Origin of the sequence: Streptomyces hazeniae (assembly GCF_031845485.1) — a bacterium.
Classification (GTDB): Bacteria; Actinomycetota; Actinomycetes; order Streptomycetales; family Streptomycetaceae; genus Streptomyces; species Streptomyces hazeniae.
In genome coordinates this window covers 193,721-211,681 of sequence record NZ_JAVREQ010000005.1, presented here as the reverse complement: position 1 = coordinate 211,681, position 17,961 = coordinate 193,721, and the positions used below count along the sequence as shown (strand labels likewise).

Here is a 17,961-nt window from a genome sequence, read left to right as displayed (position 1 = left end):
GCATTGTGAGTAGCGATCGGGACGAATTCCGCGTCGGGGGTGCGAACCGCGACACCGATCGTTTCGACGCGGAGAACGAGTCCGATCTCGACCCGGAGTCGACGGGGCAGTTCACCATCGACTACACGCCGCCGGCCTGGTACACGCAGGACGCCGAGCCGACGCCGCCGCCCGCTCCCGCGCCGCCGCCTCCGCCGCCGCCCGTCGGGCAGGGACCGTACGGGCACGGGCCGGCGCAGCCCCCGCAGACCGCCGACCCGCGCAGCTACGGCGCCGGGGTGCCGGGCGGTCCGTTCGGGCCTCCGGCCGAGCAGGGGCCACCCGCCGGTCAGGGACCGCCGCCGCACGTGCCCGGCCCGCCACCCGGTGCGCCCGCGCCGCCGTCGTTCCCGCAGTTGAGCCCGGAGGAGAACGCTCCGGGCCGCCCGGACGCCCCCGCGCCCGGCCCCGGGGGCCAGGGCCCGGGCGGCGCGAGCGGTCCGGGGTCGTTCACCGACGCGCCTGCGGAGCAGGCCGCCGGACAGCCCGCGAACGAGGGCGGCGACCTGGAGAGCGGGGACACGGTCCGCTTCTCGGCCGCCGCGCTGCGGCGGGAGATGGAGCAGTTCCGGCGCGAACGTGAGGAACGGGAGGCGGCGCAGGAGGAGTCCGCACCCGACGCTCCGGTCGCCGCGGACGACCAGGACGCCGTCGCCGAGCCTGTCGCCGGCCCGGGCGACGATTCCGGGAATTCCTTCTCTTCGGAGGAGTCCTCCGCCGAGAGCGCGCCGGAGAGCGCGGACGACGGCGCAGCCGCTCCGCCCTCCGCGGAGAGCGGAGCGACGGGCGCGGAGGCCGAGGACGAGGACGACCGCGACGGGGAGGAGCCCTCCGCCGCCGCCCTGGACGCGGACGCCGGTCCGCTCACCCCTGACGCCCCCGACGTACCGTCCGCGCCGGCCGAGGCTCCGGAGGCTCCCGCCGCACCCGAGGCTCCGGCGCTGCCCGCGCAGGAGGGCGCTCCCGGGGCCGAGGGCCGACCCGCGCAGGCCATGCCCGCCGCGCCGCAGTTCCCCGAGGGTGCGGGTGCCGGACAGGGCGGACTGCCGCCGCTGCCGCCGCAGTTCCCGCCCGCGGACCCGGCGCAGCAGGCCGGTGGCCCCGCCACTCCCCCGCCGGGAGCGCCGTGGGCGGCGTCGGGGGACGCGCCGGGCACGGGTGCACCCGTGCCGCAGCAGCACGGCGAGGGGTACGCGCCGCAGCAGCCCCCCATGCAGCCCCAGCCCCAGCCCCAGCAGCCGCAGCAGGCCGGGTACGGCTACCCGCACCCGGCCCACGGGGCCGTGCCGCCCGCCCAGCAGGGCGGTTACGGCTACCCCGGCCCGGCCCAGCCTCAGGCGCAGCCCCCCGGACAGCAGCCGCAGGGCGGGCACCCCGGCGTGCCCGGCCCGCAGGGTGGCTACGGCTACCCCGGCCCGACGCCGCCACCGGCGCAGCACCAGCCGCAGCAGCCGTACCCGGCGCAGGCACAGCCGGGCCAGCAGCCCGCGCCCGGCGGCTACGGCTACCCGAACGCCCAGCAGGTCCCGCAGCAGGCGCCGCACACCGCGCAGCCGGGCCAGCAGCCGCCCGCAGCGCAGCCGAACGCCCCCCAGCAGGCTCCCCAGCCGCCGCCGCAGCAGGCGCCGCACCCCCCGCAGCACGGCTCGCACGGCACCGCGACGGGTCCGCAGCCGCACGGCGTGGGCGACCCGGCGCAGGACCCGCGCCGCCAGTCGCACGCCGGTTCGCCGCTGGGCTACACCGCGGCCGTGGAGCTGTCCTCCGACCGGCTGGTGAGCGGCAGGAACAAGAAGCCGCGCTCGCAGAACCCGGCGAAGGCCGGATCGCGGTTCAAGCTCGGCGGCAAGAAGGAGGAGGCGGAGCGGCAGCGCAAGCTGGAGCTGATCCGTACGCCGGTGCTGTCGTGCTACCGGATCGCGGTCATCAGCCTCAAGGGCGGTGTCGGCAAGACCACCACGACCACCGCGCTCGGCTCCACGCTGGCGACGGAGCGGCAGGACAAGGTCATCGCGATCGACGCTAACCCGGACGCGGGCACGCTGGGCCGCCGCGTGCGCCGGGAGACCGGGGCGACGATCCGCGACCTGGTGTCGGCCATTCCGTACCTGAACAGCTACATGGACCTGCGCCGGTTCACCTCGCAGGCGCCGTCGGGTCTGGAGATCCTGGCGAACGACGTGGACCCCGCGGTCTCGACGACGTTCAACGACGACGACTACCGCCGGGTCATCGACATCCTGGGGCGGCAGTACCCGATCATCCTCACCGATTCGGGCACCGGCCTGCTGTACTCGGCGATGCGCGGGGTCCTGGACCTCGCCGACCAGCTGATCGTCATCTCGACGCCGTCCGTGGACGGCGCGAGCAGCGCCAGTACGACGCTGGACTGGCTGTCCGCGCACGGTTACGGCGACCTGGTGCGACGCAGCATCACGGTGATCTCCGGGGTCCGCGAGACCGGCAAGATGATCAAGGTCGAGGACATCGTGTCGCACTTCGAGACGCGCTGCCGCGGCGTGGTGACCGTCCCGTTCGACGAACACCTCTCCGCCGGCGCGGAGTTGGACCTCGACATGATGCGGCCGAAGACGCGGGAGGCGTACTTCGACCTCGCCGCGCTGATCGCGGAGGACTTCGCCCGCGCCCAGCAGGAGCAGGGCCTGTGGACCTCGAACGGCGCGAACGGCAATCCGCCGCCGCAGCAGGCGCCGCCGATGCCCGGTGCGCAGGGCTACCCGCAGCAGGGCTACGGCGCCCAGCCGGGCGCCCAGCCCGGCTGGGGCCAGCAGGGGTACGGGCAGGGGGTGCCGCAGCAGCCCTACGGGCAGCCGCAGGGCGGCCAGCCGCAGCAGCCGTACGGTCAGCCGCCGCAGCAGGGCGGATACCCGCAGGCCGGCGCGGGCTGGCCGCAGCAGCCGCCTCAGCAGTGAGCCGTCGGCGTCGCCGGGCCGCTCACCCCTCACGGTGACGGCCGGCGACGCCGTGCGGACCTTCCCCCTTCAGGCGTCGCCGCCGGTTCAGCCGCCCTCGCGCGGACCTTCGGGGCGCAGCACGTCCTCCAGTACGTAGTGGTGGGTGTCCCCCGCCGGGTCGAGGCGCACCAGTGGCAGCGGCTTGTTCTCCGGATTGCCGTACCGGCCGAAGGAGAGCGGGCCGCTGACCCCGCGGACGGCCGTCTCCCCGTTGATCGACCCGAGCATCTGGCGGACGTCGCCGGGGGAGAGTTCCTTGTCGGTGTTCTCCCCGGTCGCGCTGCGGACGGCGAGACCGACGGCGAAGGTCGCGTCGTAGCCGAGCATCGCCTGCCCGCTGTACAGGTCCGCCTCGCTGGTGAACCTCTCCTCGTACCACTCCAGGAAGTCGGTGTAGGGGTTCCTCGGGTCGTCGGCGTAGATCGTCGCCGCGGCGTCCGGGTGGGCGAGGGCGGTGTACTGCACCTTCACGGCGCTGCGGTCCCAGCGCCGCAGGAACGTCCGGTAGGCCGCGGCGTCCTCGTGCTGGGTGAGGTCGAAGAACATGCCGACCGCGTCGTCTGCGGAGTAGACGGTCGTGGGGCAGGTGCGTCCCTGTGCGCCCGCGGCTTCGATGAAGGTCTTCAGGTTGCGGCCGCGGCCGGCGAAGTAGACGGCGTCGGCCCGGGAGGAGTCGCCGCAGACCTTGTCGGCGACGGTGGCCAGCGCGTTGCCGGCGCTGTTCTCGTTGGAGAGGAACCGGAGGGTCACGGGATCGACGCGGAGGCCCTGCTCCCGGGCGGCCCGCACGAAGCCCTGCCGGAGGGAGCGGCTGTAGATGTCGTGGTCGTTGCCGTCCTCGACGAGCCGGACGGTGAAGTCCTCGTCCTCGCGCTGGCGCAGGCGGAGGTGTTCCACCACTGCCGCCGTCTGGTCGCTGTTGGGCGCGACGGCGCGGAAGAAGCTGGTCTCGCCGCGTTCGCTGAGTCCGTCGGCGGTCACGGTCGAGCCGACCATCGGGATCCTGTGCTCCCGGAACCGTTCCACGGCCTTCTTCGTCGTCGCTCTGCTCTGGCCGAAGCCGGCCACCGCCACGACCGGGTTCGGACCGTCGGTCATGCCGAGGATCTGCTCGACGACCGTCTCCCACTGGGCGGAGCCGCTGCCGGGGTTGGCGAGCAGGAGTCTGATCTGCGGGGTCGAGCCCTCGCCGCCCAGGCCGGGCCGGTTCAGGGCGTACTGGGCGAGGTAGGCGCCCTGGAGTTCCTGTTCGATGCTGCTGGTGCCCTTGTCGCCCTCCCCCAGGGTCATGGGCTCGAAGTAGGCGATGCTCACCCACGGCTCGCCGGACTCCTCGACGCGGCGGTTCTCCTCCCGGATGAGACCGATGACCTCGGTCAGGTCCTCGTGGAAGACGTGGTCGCCGTCGGTGACGCCGATGCAGGCGTCGTCCGGCCCGACGCGGCTGACGCCGTCGGCGCAGCGCACGAGGAAGTGCCGGTAGGCCCAGAGGCCTCCGGCCACCAGGGCGCAGACCACCACGAGGGTGAGCCCGATGCGGAGCCACCAGCGCGGGGGCGGCTGCGGGATCTCCAACTGCTGTTCCGTCACCACCAGGGCCTCCTTCTGTACTGCTCGGACTTCAGTAGGAGCACGTGCCGGTCCGTGCCGTCGTCGACCATGCCGCGGAGGGTGAGGAACTCCTCGCGGATGTCGTCGTACAGATCGGCGAAGGGGTCTCCGAGGGGGTTGCGGTACGGGTCGCCCACCCGGTCGGTGGCCGGATCGTCGGCGGGTTCCGGGCTGATCCAGCAGGCGGCGAGCAGGCGGGTGACGGTCTTGGTGCGCGCGCTGCGCGGGCGTCCGTCGTCGGCGAGGAAGGCGACCAGGTCGCGGAAGAGCCGGCGCGGCGGCTCGGGCGGGGCGCCGCCGCGCGTCCGGATCGGCGCGCGGCGGAGGCGGCAGAGCTCGGTGCACCACTGGGCGGCGGGGATCTCGGTGAAGCGCCCGTCGAGGTAGCGGGCGGCGCTCTCCAGCCGGCCGGAGGCGAGGTCGTGGTACGCGAGCGCCCAACGGTCGTCCTCGTGGCCTTCCGCGAGGCGCGAGCGGACCCGGTTGCCCAGTGCCGTCTGAGCGGCCTCCCACGCCTCGGTTCCGTCGTCGGCGGGCGGTGCGCCGGCGAGTTCGCGGAGCAGCAGGAAGCGCAGCAGGGGGTGCAGCATCTCGTGGGCGCCGTCGGTGCGGTCGTCGCCGGTCTCGATGCGCATGGTGCGCAGCGGATCGCCGGAGAAGTGCCGGAACTCGCTGCCGAGCGCCTCCCCCGCGTCCTCCCACAGGTCGCGCGCGGCCCCCGCGTCGCCGAGGTTGACGGCGACGGCGGCGCGGGCGAGCTGGGCGCGGAACTCGGGGCTGGTGCGCTGGGGCAGCAGGCGGTCGAGCAGGGCGCCGACCAGGTCGGGCGTGAACAGCTGCCGCAGCCGGTCGGGCCACGTCTCGACGTCCCCCCGCAGGCACAGCGTGCCGACGACGGCGGCAGTGGCGGCGGGCTGGCCGCGGGTCAGCTGGTGAACGAGCCAGCCGAGCCATTGCCCGGCGTTGTCGACCTCGGGCAGTTCGACCTGGCGGGCCTGGCTGCGCAGCGCGCTCTCCACCACCGCGTCGACCTCGCGCGCGTCGAGGTTGCGGAGCGGGCCGACGTGCAGCACGTCGTCCACCGGCACCGGACGGAATCTGCGGGGCTCCTCCCATGCGCGCTGGTAGCCGCGGTGGTCGCGTCCGGTACTGCCCTCGCGGCGCATCAGCACCTCGGGCCGGGCGGCTGCGGTGGCCACGACGAGCAGCGGGTCGGTGTGGCCGGCCCGGTCGCGCGCCTCCAGCAGGAGCCGGAGGAAGTCGTCGCCCTGCTTGCTGTCGGCGTTGTCCAGCAGCAGCAGGCAGTGGGAGGTGCGGTGGTGGTTGCCGCGGCGGCTCCGGTAGGCGTCGTGGAGGTCGGCGAGGAACGCGTCGAAGAGCGCCGCCTCGGCGAGCCGCCGCTCGGCCTCCTCCTGCTCGTTGTAGAGGCGGTTGAGGGACACGACGACGTCCTGGTGGGAGCCTCCTCCGTAGCGGCGGCGGAGGCGGACGAGCTGGCGCCGCGTGCGCACGCTGGCCCAGTCGGAGTCCCAGCCGGGCAGCAGCCGCAGTGCCGCACCGACGGCGGCGGGGCTGCCGGCGATCGCGGCCGCGGTGTCGACGAGGGCTTCGACGACTCCGCGCATGTGCTCGCCGCCCCGCCCGGTGCGCGAGTTGAGCGCGGCACGCATCTGCTGGACGGCGGTCGCCCGGCTGTCCCGGTCGACGCGCGCGGACAGGGCGAGCGCCAGCACACCGTAGGTGGGAAACGTCAGCTTCGGGACGCGCGGCTTGTCCGCGTGCAGATCGAAGACGATCCGGGCGAGCAGGTCGATGGGCTTCGCGCCCTCCGTGTCGCCGAGCCGGGACAGGTCGAGGTGGGCGACGGGGCCGGCGACGGCCCAGTGGCGCAGGTGGTGCAGCAGTGTGGTCTTGCCGCTGCCCCGCGCTCCCAGCAGGAGCAGCGTGGGCAGTTCGGGGTGCACGCCCTTGGTGCGCAGGAACCAGGTGCGGACCCATTCGCGTATCGCGCGGTCCCGTTCGGAACGCCCCGCGAGTTCCAGCGCGTCGCCGGCAAGCTCCCGCATCGCCGTGCCCCCTCCCCCGTCGGCTCTGCCCGCGTGACCGACCGTGCGGTACGCGTCACAGAAGGGTCGACCCAAGTCGACCTGGGTGCAAGGCATTTGAGCGAAACGTGAGTGTCAACGGGTGCGAAGGGGCGCACGTCGAGGAGTTCTGGCGGGCAGACCGTCTCCCGGGCCGCGGCGACGCCGTGCGGGTCAGGTGCGCGGCGTGGCTCCGGCGGCGTCGGCCTCGGCGACGAGCGTGCGGCACAGGTCGACGTCCTCGGTCATGCGGTCGGTCAGCGCTCCGAGGCTGTCGAACTTCTCCTGGCCGCGGATCCAGGCCAGGAAGTCGACGGCGACGTGCAGGCCGTACAGCTCCAGCCCGACGCGGTCGATCGCATAGGCCTCGACGGTGCGTTCGGTGCCGTCGAACTGGGGGTTGGTGCCGACGGAGACGGCGGCGGGCTTGGCCTCCGGCGCGCCCTCGCCCAGGACCGTGAGCCAGCCGGCGTACACGCCGTCCGCGGGCACGGCCGTGTGCGGCAGCGTCTCCACGTTCGCGGTGGGAAAGCCGAGCGCACGGCCGCGCTGCGCACCGCGGACGACGACGCCCTCGACGCGGTGGGGGCGGCCGAGCACCTCGGCGGCACCGGTCACGTCGCCCTCGGCGACCAGCGTGCGGGTCAGGGTGGAGGAGAACGGCGCGCCGCCGCCGGCCTCACCCCGCGCGAAGAGGTCCACGACGTCGACGTCGTAGTCGTAGGTGGCGCCCAGCTCGGCGAGGGTGTCGACGTTGCCGGCCGCCTTGTGGCCGAAGCGGAAGTTGGGGCCCTCGACGACGACGCGCGCGTGCAGCTTGTCGACCAGGACCTTGACGACGAAGTCGGCCGGCGAGAGCTGCGAGAACTCCTGCGTGAACGGCAGGACGAGCACCGCGTCGACGCCCACCTCGGCCATCAGGTCCGCACGGCGGTGGTGCGGCGCGAGCAGCGGCGGGTGGCTGCCCGGGCGCACGACCTCGCTCGGGTGCGGGTCGAAGGTGACCACCACGGCGGGCACACCCAGGTCTCGGGCGCGCTCGACGGCCTTGCCGATGATGAGCTGGTGTCCGCGGTGCACCCCGTCGTACGAGCCGATGGTGACGACGCTGCGTCCCCATCCCTCCGGGATGTCCTCCAAGCCACGCCAGCGCTGCACGGTGCTGCTCCTCGCGGTTACCTGATGAAACGGTGCGGGTCCAAGGGTGCCATGACGATGCCCCGCCACCGCAGCGGACCCGGTGTGTTCCCCCGGACACCTGCCGAGGTCACGGGGGCGGGCTCGCTCCTGACAGCGCCCCCGGGTGTGCCGCATGCGCCCCGAATCCCTCCGCGCGCCCCGCTGCGCGGGTGATTCCGCGGCCGGGGAGGGACAGACACTGAGTGCCCGAGGGAGGGAGGCCGTGGGCCGGGCCGGCGCGAGGCGCGCCGCGTCCCGTCCCACGGCGGGCGTGTCAGGCCGGGGCGGCGAAGACGGCGAGGCTCTTGGCACGGCCGCGGCGTGCCTCGACGAGCGCGAGAAAGCGTTCCTCCGGGCCGAACGCGGCGATCGGGCCCTCGTGGGCGGCCAGCGCGCCGGGCATCGTGATCTGTGCGCCGTTGAGGAGCAGTTGCGCATGGCGCGCGTCGACGTCCCAGCGCGGGAAGGCCGCGGCGGCGGCTTCGCCGAGGGGGAGCAGCGAGACGGCATCGGTCTCGTTGCGCTCGGCCTGGAGCTGTTCCAGCGTGCGGGCTCCGTCCAGCCGGTACGGGCCGACGCGGGTGCGGCGGAGCGCGGTGAGGTGGCCGCCGACGCCCAGGCCGGCACCGAGATCGCGGGCCAGCGCCCGGATGTAGGTGCCGGAGGAGCAGACCACGGAGACGAGCACGTCCACGACGGGCGTGCCGTCGTCGGCGTGGTCCTCGTGCACGCCGTGCACCGCGAAGGCGGAGACCGTGACGGGCCTTGCGGGAATCTCGAAGTCCTCGCCCTCGCGGGCCCGCTTGTAGGACCGCTTGCCGTCGATCTTGACGGCACTGACCTTCGACGGCACCTGCATGAGGGCACCCGTCAGCGCGGCCACACCCTCCTCGATCGCCTCACGGGTGACGCCGGAGGCGTCCTTCGCCGAGGTCGTCTCCCCTTCCGCGTCGTCGGTGAGGGTGGTCTGGCCGAGCCGGATCGTGCCGACGTACTCCTTCTCGGTCAGCGCGAGATGGCCGAGCAGCTTGGTGGCGCGCTCGACCCCGAGGACGAGCACGCCGGTGGCCATCGGGTCCAGGGTGCCGGCGTGGCCGACGCGGCGGGTGCGGGCGATGCCGCGCATCTTCGCGACGACGTCGTGCGAGGTGAATCCGGCGGGCTTGTCGACGACGACCAGCCCGCCGGGCTCCAGCGGATCCCTGCGCTTCACGCGGACCGGTCCTCGTCGTCCCCGTCCTCCGTGCCGTCCGACGCGTCGGCGCCCTCGGCGCCCTCGGCGTCTTCGGCGGGCCGGCGGTAGGGGTCGGCCTCGCCCGCGTACACCGCGCCGGAGGACGCCTTGCGGACCTCCTCGTCCGAGGCCTTGGCCCGGGCGAGCAGGTCGTCGATGGTCTTGGCGTTCTCGGGGAGGGCGTCGGGCACGAAGGTGAGGGTGGGGGTGAACTTGACCCCCGCCGCCGCGCCGACCGCGGAACGGAGAACGCCCTTGGCGCTCTCCAGGCCCTTCGCGGCCTGCTCGCGCTCCTCGTCGTCCCCGTACACCGTGTAGAAGACGGTCGCCTCCCGCAGGTCGCCGGTGACCCGCGTGTCCGTGATCGTCACGTGCGAGCCGAGGCGGGGGTCCTTGACGCCCCGCTGCAGCTTCCTCGCGACGACCTCACGGATGAGGTCCGCCAACCTCTTCGCCCGTGCGTTGTCGGCCACTGGTCCGTCTCCTGTCGTTCTGCTCGGTGGTGCTCGTTCTGCTGTGGTGCCGGGTGGAGCGGTGTGCTGCCGGCGGTGCCGTCAGGTGTCGTCCTCGCCGTGGAAGCGCCGCCGGACGGACAGCAGTTCCACCTCGGGCCGGGCGGCGACGAGCCGCTCGCACCGGTCGAGGACGTCCGTCAGGTGTCCCGGGTCACCGGAGACCGCCGCCAGGCCGATGCAGGACCGGCGGTGCAGGTCCTGTTCACCGACCTCGGCGACGCTCACGGCGTACTTGCGCTGGAGTTCCGCGACGATCGGACGGACGACGGACCGCTTCTGCTTGAGCGAGTGGACGTCGCCCAGCAGGAGGTCGAAAGAGAGAGTCCCCACATACACCCGGTGATCGTAACGGCAGCAGCCGGGGCCGATCGACGGAGTTTCCGCTCCGCCGACCGGCCCCGGCACGCGTGCGCGTCAGACGCGGGGCTTCTCCCGCATCTCGTACGTCGCGATGACGTCGTCGACCTTGATGTCGTTGTAGCTGCCGAGGTTGATACCGCCCTCGAAGCCTTCCCGGATCTCGGTGACGTCGTCCTTGAAGCGACGCAGGCCCTCGATGTTGAGGTTCTCCGCGACGACCTTGCCGTCGCGCAGCAGGCGGGCCTTGGTGTTGCGCTTGACCTCGCCGGAGCGGATGAGGACACCCGCGATGTTGCCGAGCTTGGAGGAGCGGAAGACCTCGCGGATCTCCGCCGTGCCGAGCTCGACCTCTTCGTACTCCGGCTTGAGCATGCCCTTGAGCGCCGCCTCGATCTCCTCGATGACCTGGTAGATCACCGAGTAGTAGCGGACGTCCACGCCCTCGCGGTCGGCCATCTGCGTGGCACGCCCCTCGGCGCGCACGTTGAAGCCGATGACGATGGCGTCGGAGCCGGTCGCCAGGTCGATGTCGGTCTCGGTGACCGCACCCACACCGCGGTGCAGGATGCGCAGGTCGACCTCTTCGCCGACGTCGAGCTGGAGCAGCGAGGACTCCAGGGCCTCGACCGAACCGGACGCGTCGCCCTTGATGATGAGGTTGAGGTTCTGCACCTGGCCGGCCTTGAGCGCCTTGTCCAGGTCCTCCAGGGAGACGCGACGGGTGCGCTTGGCGAAGGACGCGTTCCGCTCGCGGGTCGCACGCCGCTCGGCGATCTGACGTGCCGTGCGGTCCTCCTCGACGACGAGGAAGTTGTCGCCGGCGCCCGGGACGTTGGTGAGACCGAGCACCAGGACGGGGGTCGAGGGACCCGCTTCCTTGATGTGCTCGCCCTTGTCGTCGAGCATCGCGCGCACCCGGCCGTGGGCGTCGCCCACGACCATGGTGTCGCCGACGCGCAGCGTGCCGCGCTGCACCAGCACCGTGGCCACCGCACCGCGGCCGCGGTCGAGGTGCGCCTCGATGGCGAGACCCTGAGCCTGCTGCTCGGGGTTGGCCCGCAGGTCGAGGGCGGCGTCAGCGGTGAGGACCACGGCCTCCAGCAGGGCGTCGATGTTCTCGCCCTGCTTGGCGGAGATGTCGACGAACATGGTGTCGCCGCCGTACTCCTCGGCGATCAGCCCGTACTCGGTCAGCTGGCCGCGGACCTTGGTCGGGTCCGCACCCTCGACGTCGATCTTGTTGACCGCGACCACGATCGGCACCTCTGCCGCCTTGGCGTGGTTCAGTGCCTCGATCGTCTGCGGCATCACACCGTCGTTGGCCGCCACCACGAGGATCGCGATGTCGGTCGACTTGGCACCGCGGGCACGCATGGCGGTGAACGCCTCGTGACCCGGGGTGTCGATGAAGGTGATCTTCCGCTCTTCCTCGTTGACCTCGGTCTTCGCCTGGTAGGCGCCGATGTGCTGGGTGATGCCGCCGGCCTCACCCTCGATGACGTTGGTCTTGCGGATCGCGTCGAGCAGACGCGTCTTGCCGTGGTCGACGTGACCCATGACGGTCACCACCGGCGGGCGGGCCACCATGGCCTCTTCGCCGCCCTCGTCCTCGCCGAACTCGATGTCGAAGGACTCGAGCAGCTCGCGGTCCTCCTCCTCCGGGCTGACGATCTGGACGACGTAGTTCATCTCCTCGCCGAGGAGATGCAGCGTCTCGTCGGGCACGGACTGGGTCGCGGTGACCATCTCGCCCAGGTTGAACATCACCTGGACCAGCGACGCCGGGTTGGCGTTGATCTTCTCCGCGAAGTCCGTCAGCGAGGCACCACGCGACAGCCGGACGGTCTCGCCCTTGCCGCGCGGCAGCATCACACCGCCGACCGAGGGCGCCGACATCTGCTCGTACTCCTGGCGCCTCTGCCGCTTCGACTTGCGGCCACGACGCGCCGGACCGCCGGGACGGCCGAAGGCGCCCTGCGTGCCACCGCGGCCACCGGGACCTCCGGGGCGCCCGCCGAAGCCGGGGCGACCGCCGCCGCCCGGACGACCGCCGAAGCCGCCGCCACCACCGGGACGACCGCCGAAGCCGCCGCCACCGCCCGGACGACCGCCGCCGCCGGGACGACCGCCGCCGCCCGGACGACCGCCGGGACCGCCGCGGCCGGGGCCGGGACGCGGGCCGGCAGCGGGACGCTGCGGCATCATGCCCGGGTTCGGACGGTTGCCGCCGCCCGGACGCGGACCGCCGGCACCGGCGCCGCTGCCCTGCGGACGCGGCATGTTGCCCGGGGTGGCACGACCGCCGCCCGGGGCCTGCGGACGCGGACCGCCCTGGCCCGGACCGCCGGCCGGACGGCCGCCGCCCGGCTTGGGGGCGCCGCCCGGACGGGGCGCCTGCGGGCGCGCCATGCCGGTGGAGCCGCCGGAGGTGAAGGGGTTGTTCCCCGGACGCGGGCCGGCGGGACGACCGCCGGGCTTGGGCGCACCGGGACGGGCCCCGCCCTGACCGGGCTTGGGCGCACCGGGACGCGGGCCGGCGGCACCGGGCTTGGGCGCCTGGCCCGTCGGGGACGTGAACTCCGGCTTCGCAGCCGGCGCGGGCTGCGCAGGCTGAGCCGGACCCGGCTTGGGCGCCGGGGCCTTGGGGCCGGGCTTCGGCGCGGCCGCGCCCGGCGTCGGGGTCTCGGCCACCGGCTTGGGGGCCTGACCCGGCTTGGGTGCACCCGGCTTCGGGGCACCGGGCTTGGGGGCCTGGGCGCCCGGCTTGGGCGCGGCAGGCTTGGCCGCCGCCTTCTTGGGCGCGGCAGGCTTCGCCGCGGACTTCTTGGCACCACCGGTGCCGCCCGCGTCGAGCGCGTCAGTGAGTTTGCGCACGACCGGCGCCTCGATCGTCGAGGAGGCCGATCGGACGAACTCGCCGAGTTCCTGGAGCTTGGCCATGACGACCTTGCTCTCGACTCCAAGCTCCTTGGCGAGCTCGTATACCCGGACCTTAGCCACTTCGCTCCTTACGGTCCGGGGGTGGGTCTCCGCCGGACCTTCGCTACTTGTGCATGGGCGTACTCATCGCGTACTCATCGAGTGCTCATCGCAATCTCGACCTACTTCCGACTCGCGAGGTACCTGACCCGCGCAGGGTTCCGCGCAGGCTTCTTACGGTTCTGTGTGCTTACGGAGACCGCAGGTGCTGCAGTTCCGCGGTGTCGAGCGGCCCCTGGGCCCGGAAGGCCCGCTGGAACGCCCGGCGGCGGACCGCCAGATCGACACACCGCTGTGCCGGGTGCACGTATGCACCCCGGCCGGGAAGCGTACCGCGAAGATCGGGAACGATGCGTCCCTCGATCATCACCACACGCAGCAAACCGGCCTTGCCCGCATGTTCCCGGCAGCCCACGCAGGTGCGTTCGGGGCATGCTCGGGCGCGTGTCCGGCGAGACACTGCTTAAGTCTACCTCCTCACACCGGGTGACCCTTCACGGGGAGTGCCGCCCGGTGCCCCGTCAGGAATGCTCGGCGCCCGTGCCGGCCTGCTGCCCCGCGGCCGGCCCGGCCGTCGGTTCCGCCGCCGGGGTGTCCGGCCGGATGTCGATGCGCCAGCCGGTGAGGCGTGCGGCGAGGCGGGCGTTCTGGCCCTCCTTGCCGATGGCCAGCGACAGCTGGTAGTCGGGCACCGTCACCCGCGCCGAACGGGCCGCCATGTCGACGATCTCGACCTTGCTGACCCGGGCCGGGGACAGGGCGTTCGCCACCAGCTCGGCCGGGTCCTCGGACCAGTCGACGATGTCGATCTTCTCGCCGTGGAGCTCGGCCATGACGTTGCGCACACGGCCGCCCATCGGGCCGATGCAGGCGCCCTTGGCGTTCAGGCCGGAGCGGGTGCTGCGCACCGCGATCTTCGTCCGGTGGCCGGCCTCGCGGGCGATCGCCGCGATCTCGACCGAACCGTCGGCGATCTCCGGGACCTCCAGCTCGAAGAGCTTCTTCACCAGGTTGGGATGGGTCCGGGAGAGGGTGACGGACGGCCCGCGTACGCCCTTGACCACGCGGACGACGTAGGTCCGCAGCCGGGTGCCGTGACCGTACTCCTCACCGGGCACCTGCTCCTGCGGCGGCAGGATGGCCTCCAGCTTGCCGATGTCGACCAGCACGCTGCGCGGGTCCTTGCCCTGCTGGACGACGCCGGCGACCACGTCGCCCTCACGGCCCGCGTACTCGCCGAAGGTGACCTCCTCCTCGGCGTCGCGCAGGCGCTGCAGGATGACCTGCTTGGCGGTGGTGGCGGCGATCCGGCCGAAACCGCTCGGTGTGTCGTCGAACTCACGCGGCTCGGCGCCCTCGGGCAGGTCCTCCGGGCTCTCCTTCGCCCACACCGTGACGTGACCGGACTTGCGGTCCAGTTCGACGCGGGCGTCGCGGCGGCTTCCCCCGGTGCGGTGGTAGGCGATCAGCAGAGCCGACTCGATCGCCTCGACCAGCAGGTCGAAGGAGATCTCCTTCTCCCTGACCAGTCCCCGCAGGGCACTCATGTCGATGTCCACGGCTACGCCTCCTCCTGGCTCTCGTCGTCGGCGGACGCGGACATGCGGTCTGCCTTCTGCTGTACGGCCTTCTCCGCGGCCTTGCGGTTGAACTCGATCTCCACGCGGGCCTTGGCGATCTCGTCGAACTCCAGGCGGCGGGCGGTGGGCTTGCGGCCCTTCACGCCCGGCACCTCGACGTCCAGTCCGGTCTCGTCGACGGACAGGATGCGGGCGGTGAGCTCGCCGCCTTCGTGGAGCTGCGCTCTGACCAGGCGGCCGACGGCGCGGCGGAAGTGCCGCGGCTCGGTCAGCGGGCGGTCGGCGCCGGGCGAGGTGACCTCGAGGACATAGGGGGCGCCCCCCATCACGTCGGACTCGTCGAGGGCCACGGAGATCTCGCGGCTGACCTCGGCGCAGGTGTCGAGCTGCACGCCCTCGTCGGAGTCGACCACGACGCGCAGGACACGCCTGTTCCCGGCGGGGGTCACCGTGATCTCCTCGAGATCCAGCCCCCTCTTGCCGGCGAGCGGTTCCATCAGCCCGCGCAGCCTCTCGCTCTGGGTGGTGCTCATCCGGGTGACTCCTCGGCCGCGTGTGCTGTTGTGGAGGGAAGTTCGCGTGTCCGGGGCCAGCCTATCGTCTGCGGCGGGTCCTCCGGACCGGGTGGGGACGCCGTGTGACGCCCCCCTCCGCGGCTCCCGTACCCGGAGTACGGGAGCCGACACGTCCGCCGTGAGGACCCGTCCGGGCCGGATGGAGTACGGCGCGTGCCCCACCGGAGTGCGCCCCTGGCGCGCCACACGCGCCCCGGGAGGAAAGCAGGAAATCGCACAGGTACTCTCACCTGGCGTGATCACCGCCCGCCGAGCCGGTGCGGGCCGCGCCCGTGCGATCCCGTTCCCGCGCGACCGGCGGGCGCGAACCACTGCTTCTGGGAGTGCACCATGCCGTCCACGACGCCCGGCGGGACCGCCGGTCCCGGTGCGCCCACCCCCCGCAGCGGTCCCCCGCGACGTGCCCTGCTGGCCGGAGCGGTCGGCGCCACATTCGTGGCCGGCACCACCGCCGGCTGCACGAACGACGGGGAGTCGCCGGAGGAGCGGCGCCGCCGCGTGGACGCCACCCGACGCCTGCGGCGTGCGGCCGCGGCGGACAGCCAAGACCTGCTGACCCGATACACCAGCACCGCCGCGGTGCACCCGGCGCTCGGCGGGCTGCTGGCACCGCTGCGCGAGGCGGTGGCCCGGCACCTGGAGGCGTTCTCCGCACCGCATCGGGCGAGCGGCGGCCAGGACGGCGGGGCCGGCGAGGACCGGAAGGGCGGCGGTGGCGAAAGCCCGGCGGGCGGCCCACCCGCCGGAAACCGCACGGCCGTACCGGGCGACGAGAAGCGGGCGCTGACCGCGCTGGCCGAGGCCGAACGCCGCACCGCCGGCACCCGGATGCGCGACCTGGTCGACGCGCCGCCCGAACTGGCCCGCCTGCTCGCCTCGGTGGCGGCAGCAGGCAGCGCCCACGCCCTGCTGCTCACGGAAGGCGACGCCGCATGACGACCGCACGGCAGGCGGAGCCGGACCCCGCCGTCGACTCCGCCGCCGAACTCACCGCGCTCCAGGCGGCACTGTCCGCCGAGCACGCCGCGGTGTACGGCTACGGCGTGGTCGGCGGCCGGATCACGCAGGACCGCCGCAGCGCGGCGCGGGCCGCCTACGCGGCGCACAAGGCACGCCGCGACGCGCTGCGCCGCCGGGTGCGCGACCTCGGCGGCACCCCGCAGCCCGCGGCGGCCGCCTACGCGCTCCCGTTCGACGTACCGGACGCGGAGGCGGCGCTGCGCCTCGCGGCCGAACTGGAGGACCGGGTGGCCGCGGTCTACGCCGACCTCGTCCGGGCCTCGGCCGACGGACGGCGGCGCGACGCCGCGGCGGCACTGCGCGAAGCAGCCCTCCGCGCGGTGCGCTGGCGCGGCACGGGCGTAGCCTTCCCTGGGCTCACCGAACGGTCGGTGCCGGGACGGACCGGCGCACCGGGCCGGCCGACGAAGGAGTCCCACCCGCTCTGACCGTCCGTCGCCGTCGCGAAAGGCCCCGTCCGGCACATGCCCTCCGTACTGCCCCTCGACCCACCGCAGCGGCTGGTGCGCGCCCTGCACGGCCACCCGGACGCGGACGAAGCCGCAGCGGCCGCGAAGTGGCTGGAGAAACTGCCCGGCCTGCTGGAGACGCTGCTGGAGCGCTGGGAGCTGACGGACGAGCGGCTGGTCTCCCCCGGCGGGCGGACCAGCCTCGTGGTGCTGGTGCGCCGGGCGGACGGCACCCCCGCCGCCCTCAAGCTGACCGCCCCCGGCACCTCGGCCGCACGCGAGGCCGAGGCGCTGGCGTGCTGGGACGGCCGGGGCGCCGTACGGCTGGTGCGCGCGGCCCCGGAGGACGGCGCGCTGCTGCTGGAACGCCTGCACGGGGAGGTGTCGCTGCGTTCGCTGCCCGAGGCCAAGGCGATGCTGGAGGCCAGTTCGGCGCTGCGCCGCCTGTGGGTGCCGCCCGCGGACGGGCACGGCTTCGAGCAGGTGGCCGAACGTACCGCCGCGGAGGCGGAGATGATGCGGACGCACACGCCCGGGGAGGCGCGTCCGCTGGTCGACGAGGCGCTGGAGCTGCGGGACGGACTGCTGGCCGGCACGCCCCGACAGGTGCTGCTGCACGGAGACTTCCGGCAGGGGGCGGTCCTGTCCGCCTCCGCGGAACGGTCTCCGTGGCTGGCGGTCGGACCGGACCCGCTGGTGGGCGAGCCGGCGTACGACCTGGCGCGGCTGGTCCGCGACCGGCTGCACGACCTGATGGCCTCGGCGGGCGCACCGGCGGCGACCCGGCGCCGGATGCACCGGCTGGCGGACGCGCTGGAGCTGGACCGCGAACGGCTGCGGGGGTGGGCGCTGTTCCGGGCCGTGCGGTCCGGCGTGCGCCACGTGTGGCGCGGCGACCGGCAGGACGGCGAGGCGCTGCTGGAGTTCGCCGGCTGGCTGTGACGCGTCCGGCCGGACCGGCCCGGACCCGGCGTGGAGCAGGTGTGGAGCCGGGGAATCCCCTTCTCGGCCCGGAGTAGGGTGCCGCGCATGAAGATCTTCGGATGGGTGCTGCTCGGGCTCGGGCTCTACTTCCTCGCACAGGGTTTCGTCATGCCGCTGGTGGCCGAGCGGTCGGACGTGGAGAGCCTCGAGTTCCAGCAGATACGGGAGGCCGGCTCGCACCTCGGCATCGGCCTCATGATCGGAGCAGTGGCGTGCGGTGTGCTCGCACGTGTGCAGGGCGGGAGCACGCCGCGCGCTCCGCAGGCGCCGCCGTACCCCGCGCAGGCGCCGTACGGCGGGCAGCAGCCGCAGGTCGGCTGGGGCCCGCCACACCACGGCTGATCCGCCGAGCCGGCGGCGGGTGCCGGAGCCCCCGC

The 17,961-nt window shown here is 73.7% G+C and carries 15 protein-coding genes; 5 read left to right on the top strand and 10 right to left on the bottom strand.

Going from position 1 to position 17,961, the window contains the following annotated elements:
* Nucleotides 1–5 precede the first annotated feature (5 nt).
* Complete coding sequence (locus RM572_RS08520; RefSeq protein ID WP_311672646.1) at nucleotides 6–2,972, top strand: SCO5717 family growth-regulating ATPase; 2,967 nt, start codon at nucleotides 6–8, stop codon at nucleotides 2,970–2,972.
* An 87-nt stretch (nucleotides 2,973–3,059) separates the two neighbouring features.
* Here the strand turns inward: RM572_RS08520 and RM572_RS08515 are convergent, their stop codons facing one another.
* The 10 genes from RM572_RS08515 to rimP form a co-directional block, all read right to left on the bottom strand.
* Nucleotides 3,060–4,607 (bottom strand): ABC transporter substrate-binding protein, encoded by a 1,548-nt coding sequence (locus RM572_RS08515; RefSeq protein WP_311672645.1) that lies wholly within the window; start codon nucleotides 4,605–4,607, stop codon nucleotides 3,060–3,062.
* The gene (locus tag RM572_RS08510) at nucleotides 4,601–6,691 is read right to left on the bottom strand and encodes an ATP-binding protein (protein ID WP_311672644.1); all 2,091 of its coding nucleotides are present in this window, start codon (nucleotides 6,689–6,691) and stop codon (nucleotides 4,601–4,603) included. Before RM572_RS08510 ends, RM572_RS08515 begins: the two co-directional genes overlap by 7 nt.
* Before the next feature lie 192 nt (nucleotides 6,692–6,883).
* Nucleotides 6,884–7,867 (bottom strand): bifunctional riboflavin kinase/FAD synthetase, encoded by a 984-nt coding sequence (locus RM572_RS08505; RefSeq protein ID WP_311672643.1) that lies wholly within the window; start codon nucleotides 7,865–7,867, stop codon nucleotides 6,884–6,886.
* 295 nt (nucleotides 7,868–8,162) lie between these two features.
* The gene (truB, locus tag RM572_RS08500; protein ID WP_311672642.1) at nucleotides 8,163–9,101 is read right to left on the bottom strand and encodes a tRNA pseudouridine(55) synthase TruB; all 939 of its coding nucleotides are present in this window, start codon (nucleotides 9,099–9,101) and stop codon (nucleotides 8,163–8,165) included.
* Complete coding sequence (gene rbfA, locus RM572_RS08495) at nucleotides 9,098–9,595, bottom strand: 30S ribosome-binding factor RbfA (RefSeq protein ID WP_311672641.1); 498 nt, start codon at nucleotides 9,593–9,595, stop codon at nucleotides 9,098–9,100. The genes truB and rbfA overlap by 4 nt, the downstream gene beginning before the upstream one ends.
* Before the next feature lie 81 nt (nucleotides 9,596–9,676).
* Nucleotides 9,677–9,973, bottom strand: a complete 297-nt coding sequence (locus tag RM572_RS08490) for a DUF503 domain-containing protein (RefSeq protein WP_027763930.1) — start codon at nucleotides 9,971–9,973, stop codon at nucleotides 9,677–9,679.
* Nucleotides 9,974–10,051: 78 nt separating this feature from the next.
* Complete coding sequence (gene infB / locus RM572_RS08485; RefSeq protein WP_311672640.1) at nucleotides 10,052–12,997, bottom strand: translation initiation factor IF-2; 2,946 nt, start codon at nucleotides 12,995–12,997, stop codon at nucleotides 10,052–10,054.
* A gap of 169 nt (nucleotides 12,998–13,166) precedes the next feature.
* Entirely contained in the window at nucleotides 13,167–13,436 is a 270-nt protein-coding gene (locus RM572_RS08480) for a YlxR family protein (protein WP_311672639.1), read from the bottom strand.
* A gap of 61 nt (nucleotides 13,437–13,497) precedes the next feature.
* Nucleotides 13,498–14,535 carry a transcription termination factor NusA gene (gene nusA, locus RM572_RS08475; RefSeq protein WP_311672638.1) on the bottom strand — a complete coding sequence of 346 codons (1,038 nt, stop codon included), beginning with the start codon at nucleotides 14,533–14,535 and terminating at the stop codon, nucleotides 13,498–13,500.
* A 2-nt stretch (nucleotides 14,536–14,537) separates the two neighbouring features.
* Entirely contained in the window at nucleotides 14,538–15,089 is a 552-nt protein-coding gene (gene rimP / locus RM572_RS08470) for a ribosome maturation factor RimP (protein WP_311672637.1), read from the bottom strand.
* Between the two features lie 372 nt (nucleotides 15,090–15,461).
* On the opposite strand from rimP, the gene RM572_RS08465 reads away from it, so the two are divergent.
* The 4 genes from RM572_RS08465 (at nucleotide 15,462) to RM572_RS08450 (ending at nucleotide 17,926) form a co-directional block, all read left to right on the top strand.
* Nucleotides 15,462–16,067 carry a hypothetical protein gene (locus RM572_RS08465; RefSeq protein WP_311672636.1) on the top strand — a complete coding sequence of 202 codons (606 nt, stop codon included), beginning with the start codon at nucleotides 15,462–15,464 and terminating at the stop codon, nucleotides 16,065–16,067.
* Entirely contained in the window at nucleotides 16,064–16,579 is a 516-nt protein-coding gene (locus RM572_RS08460) for a DUF4439 domain-containing protein (protein ID WP_311672635.1), read from the top strand. Before RM572_RS08465 ends, RM572_RS08460 begins: the two co-directional genes overlap by 4 nt.
* A 36-nt stretch (nucleotides 16,580–16,615) precedes the next feature.
* Nucleotides 16,616–17,542: an aminoglycoside phosphotransferase family protein gene (locus tag RM572_RS08455; protein WP_311672634.1), complete on the top strand. Its 927-nt coding sequence runs from the start codon at nucleotides 16,616–16,618 to the stop codon at nucleotides 17,540–17,542.
* A gap of 87 nt (nucleotides 17,543–17,629) precedes the next feature.
* On the top strand, nucleotides 17,630–17,926 hold the full coding sequence (locus RM572_RS08450; protein WP_311672633.1) for a hypothetical protein: 297 nt from the start codon (nucleotides 17,630–17,632) through the stop codon (nucleotides 17,924–17,926).
* The last annotated feature ends 35 nt before the right edge of the window (nucleotides 17,927–17,961 follow it).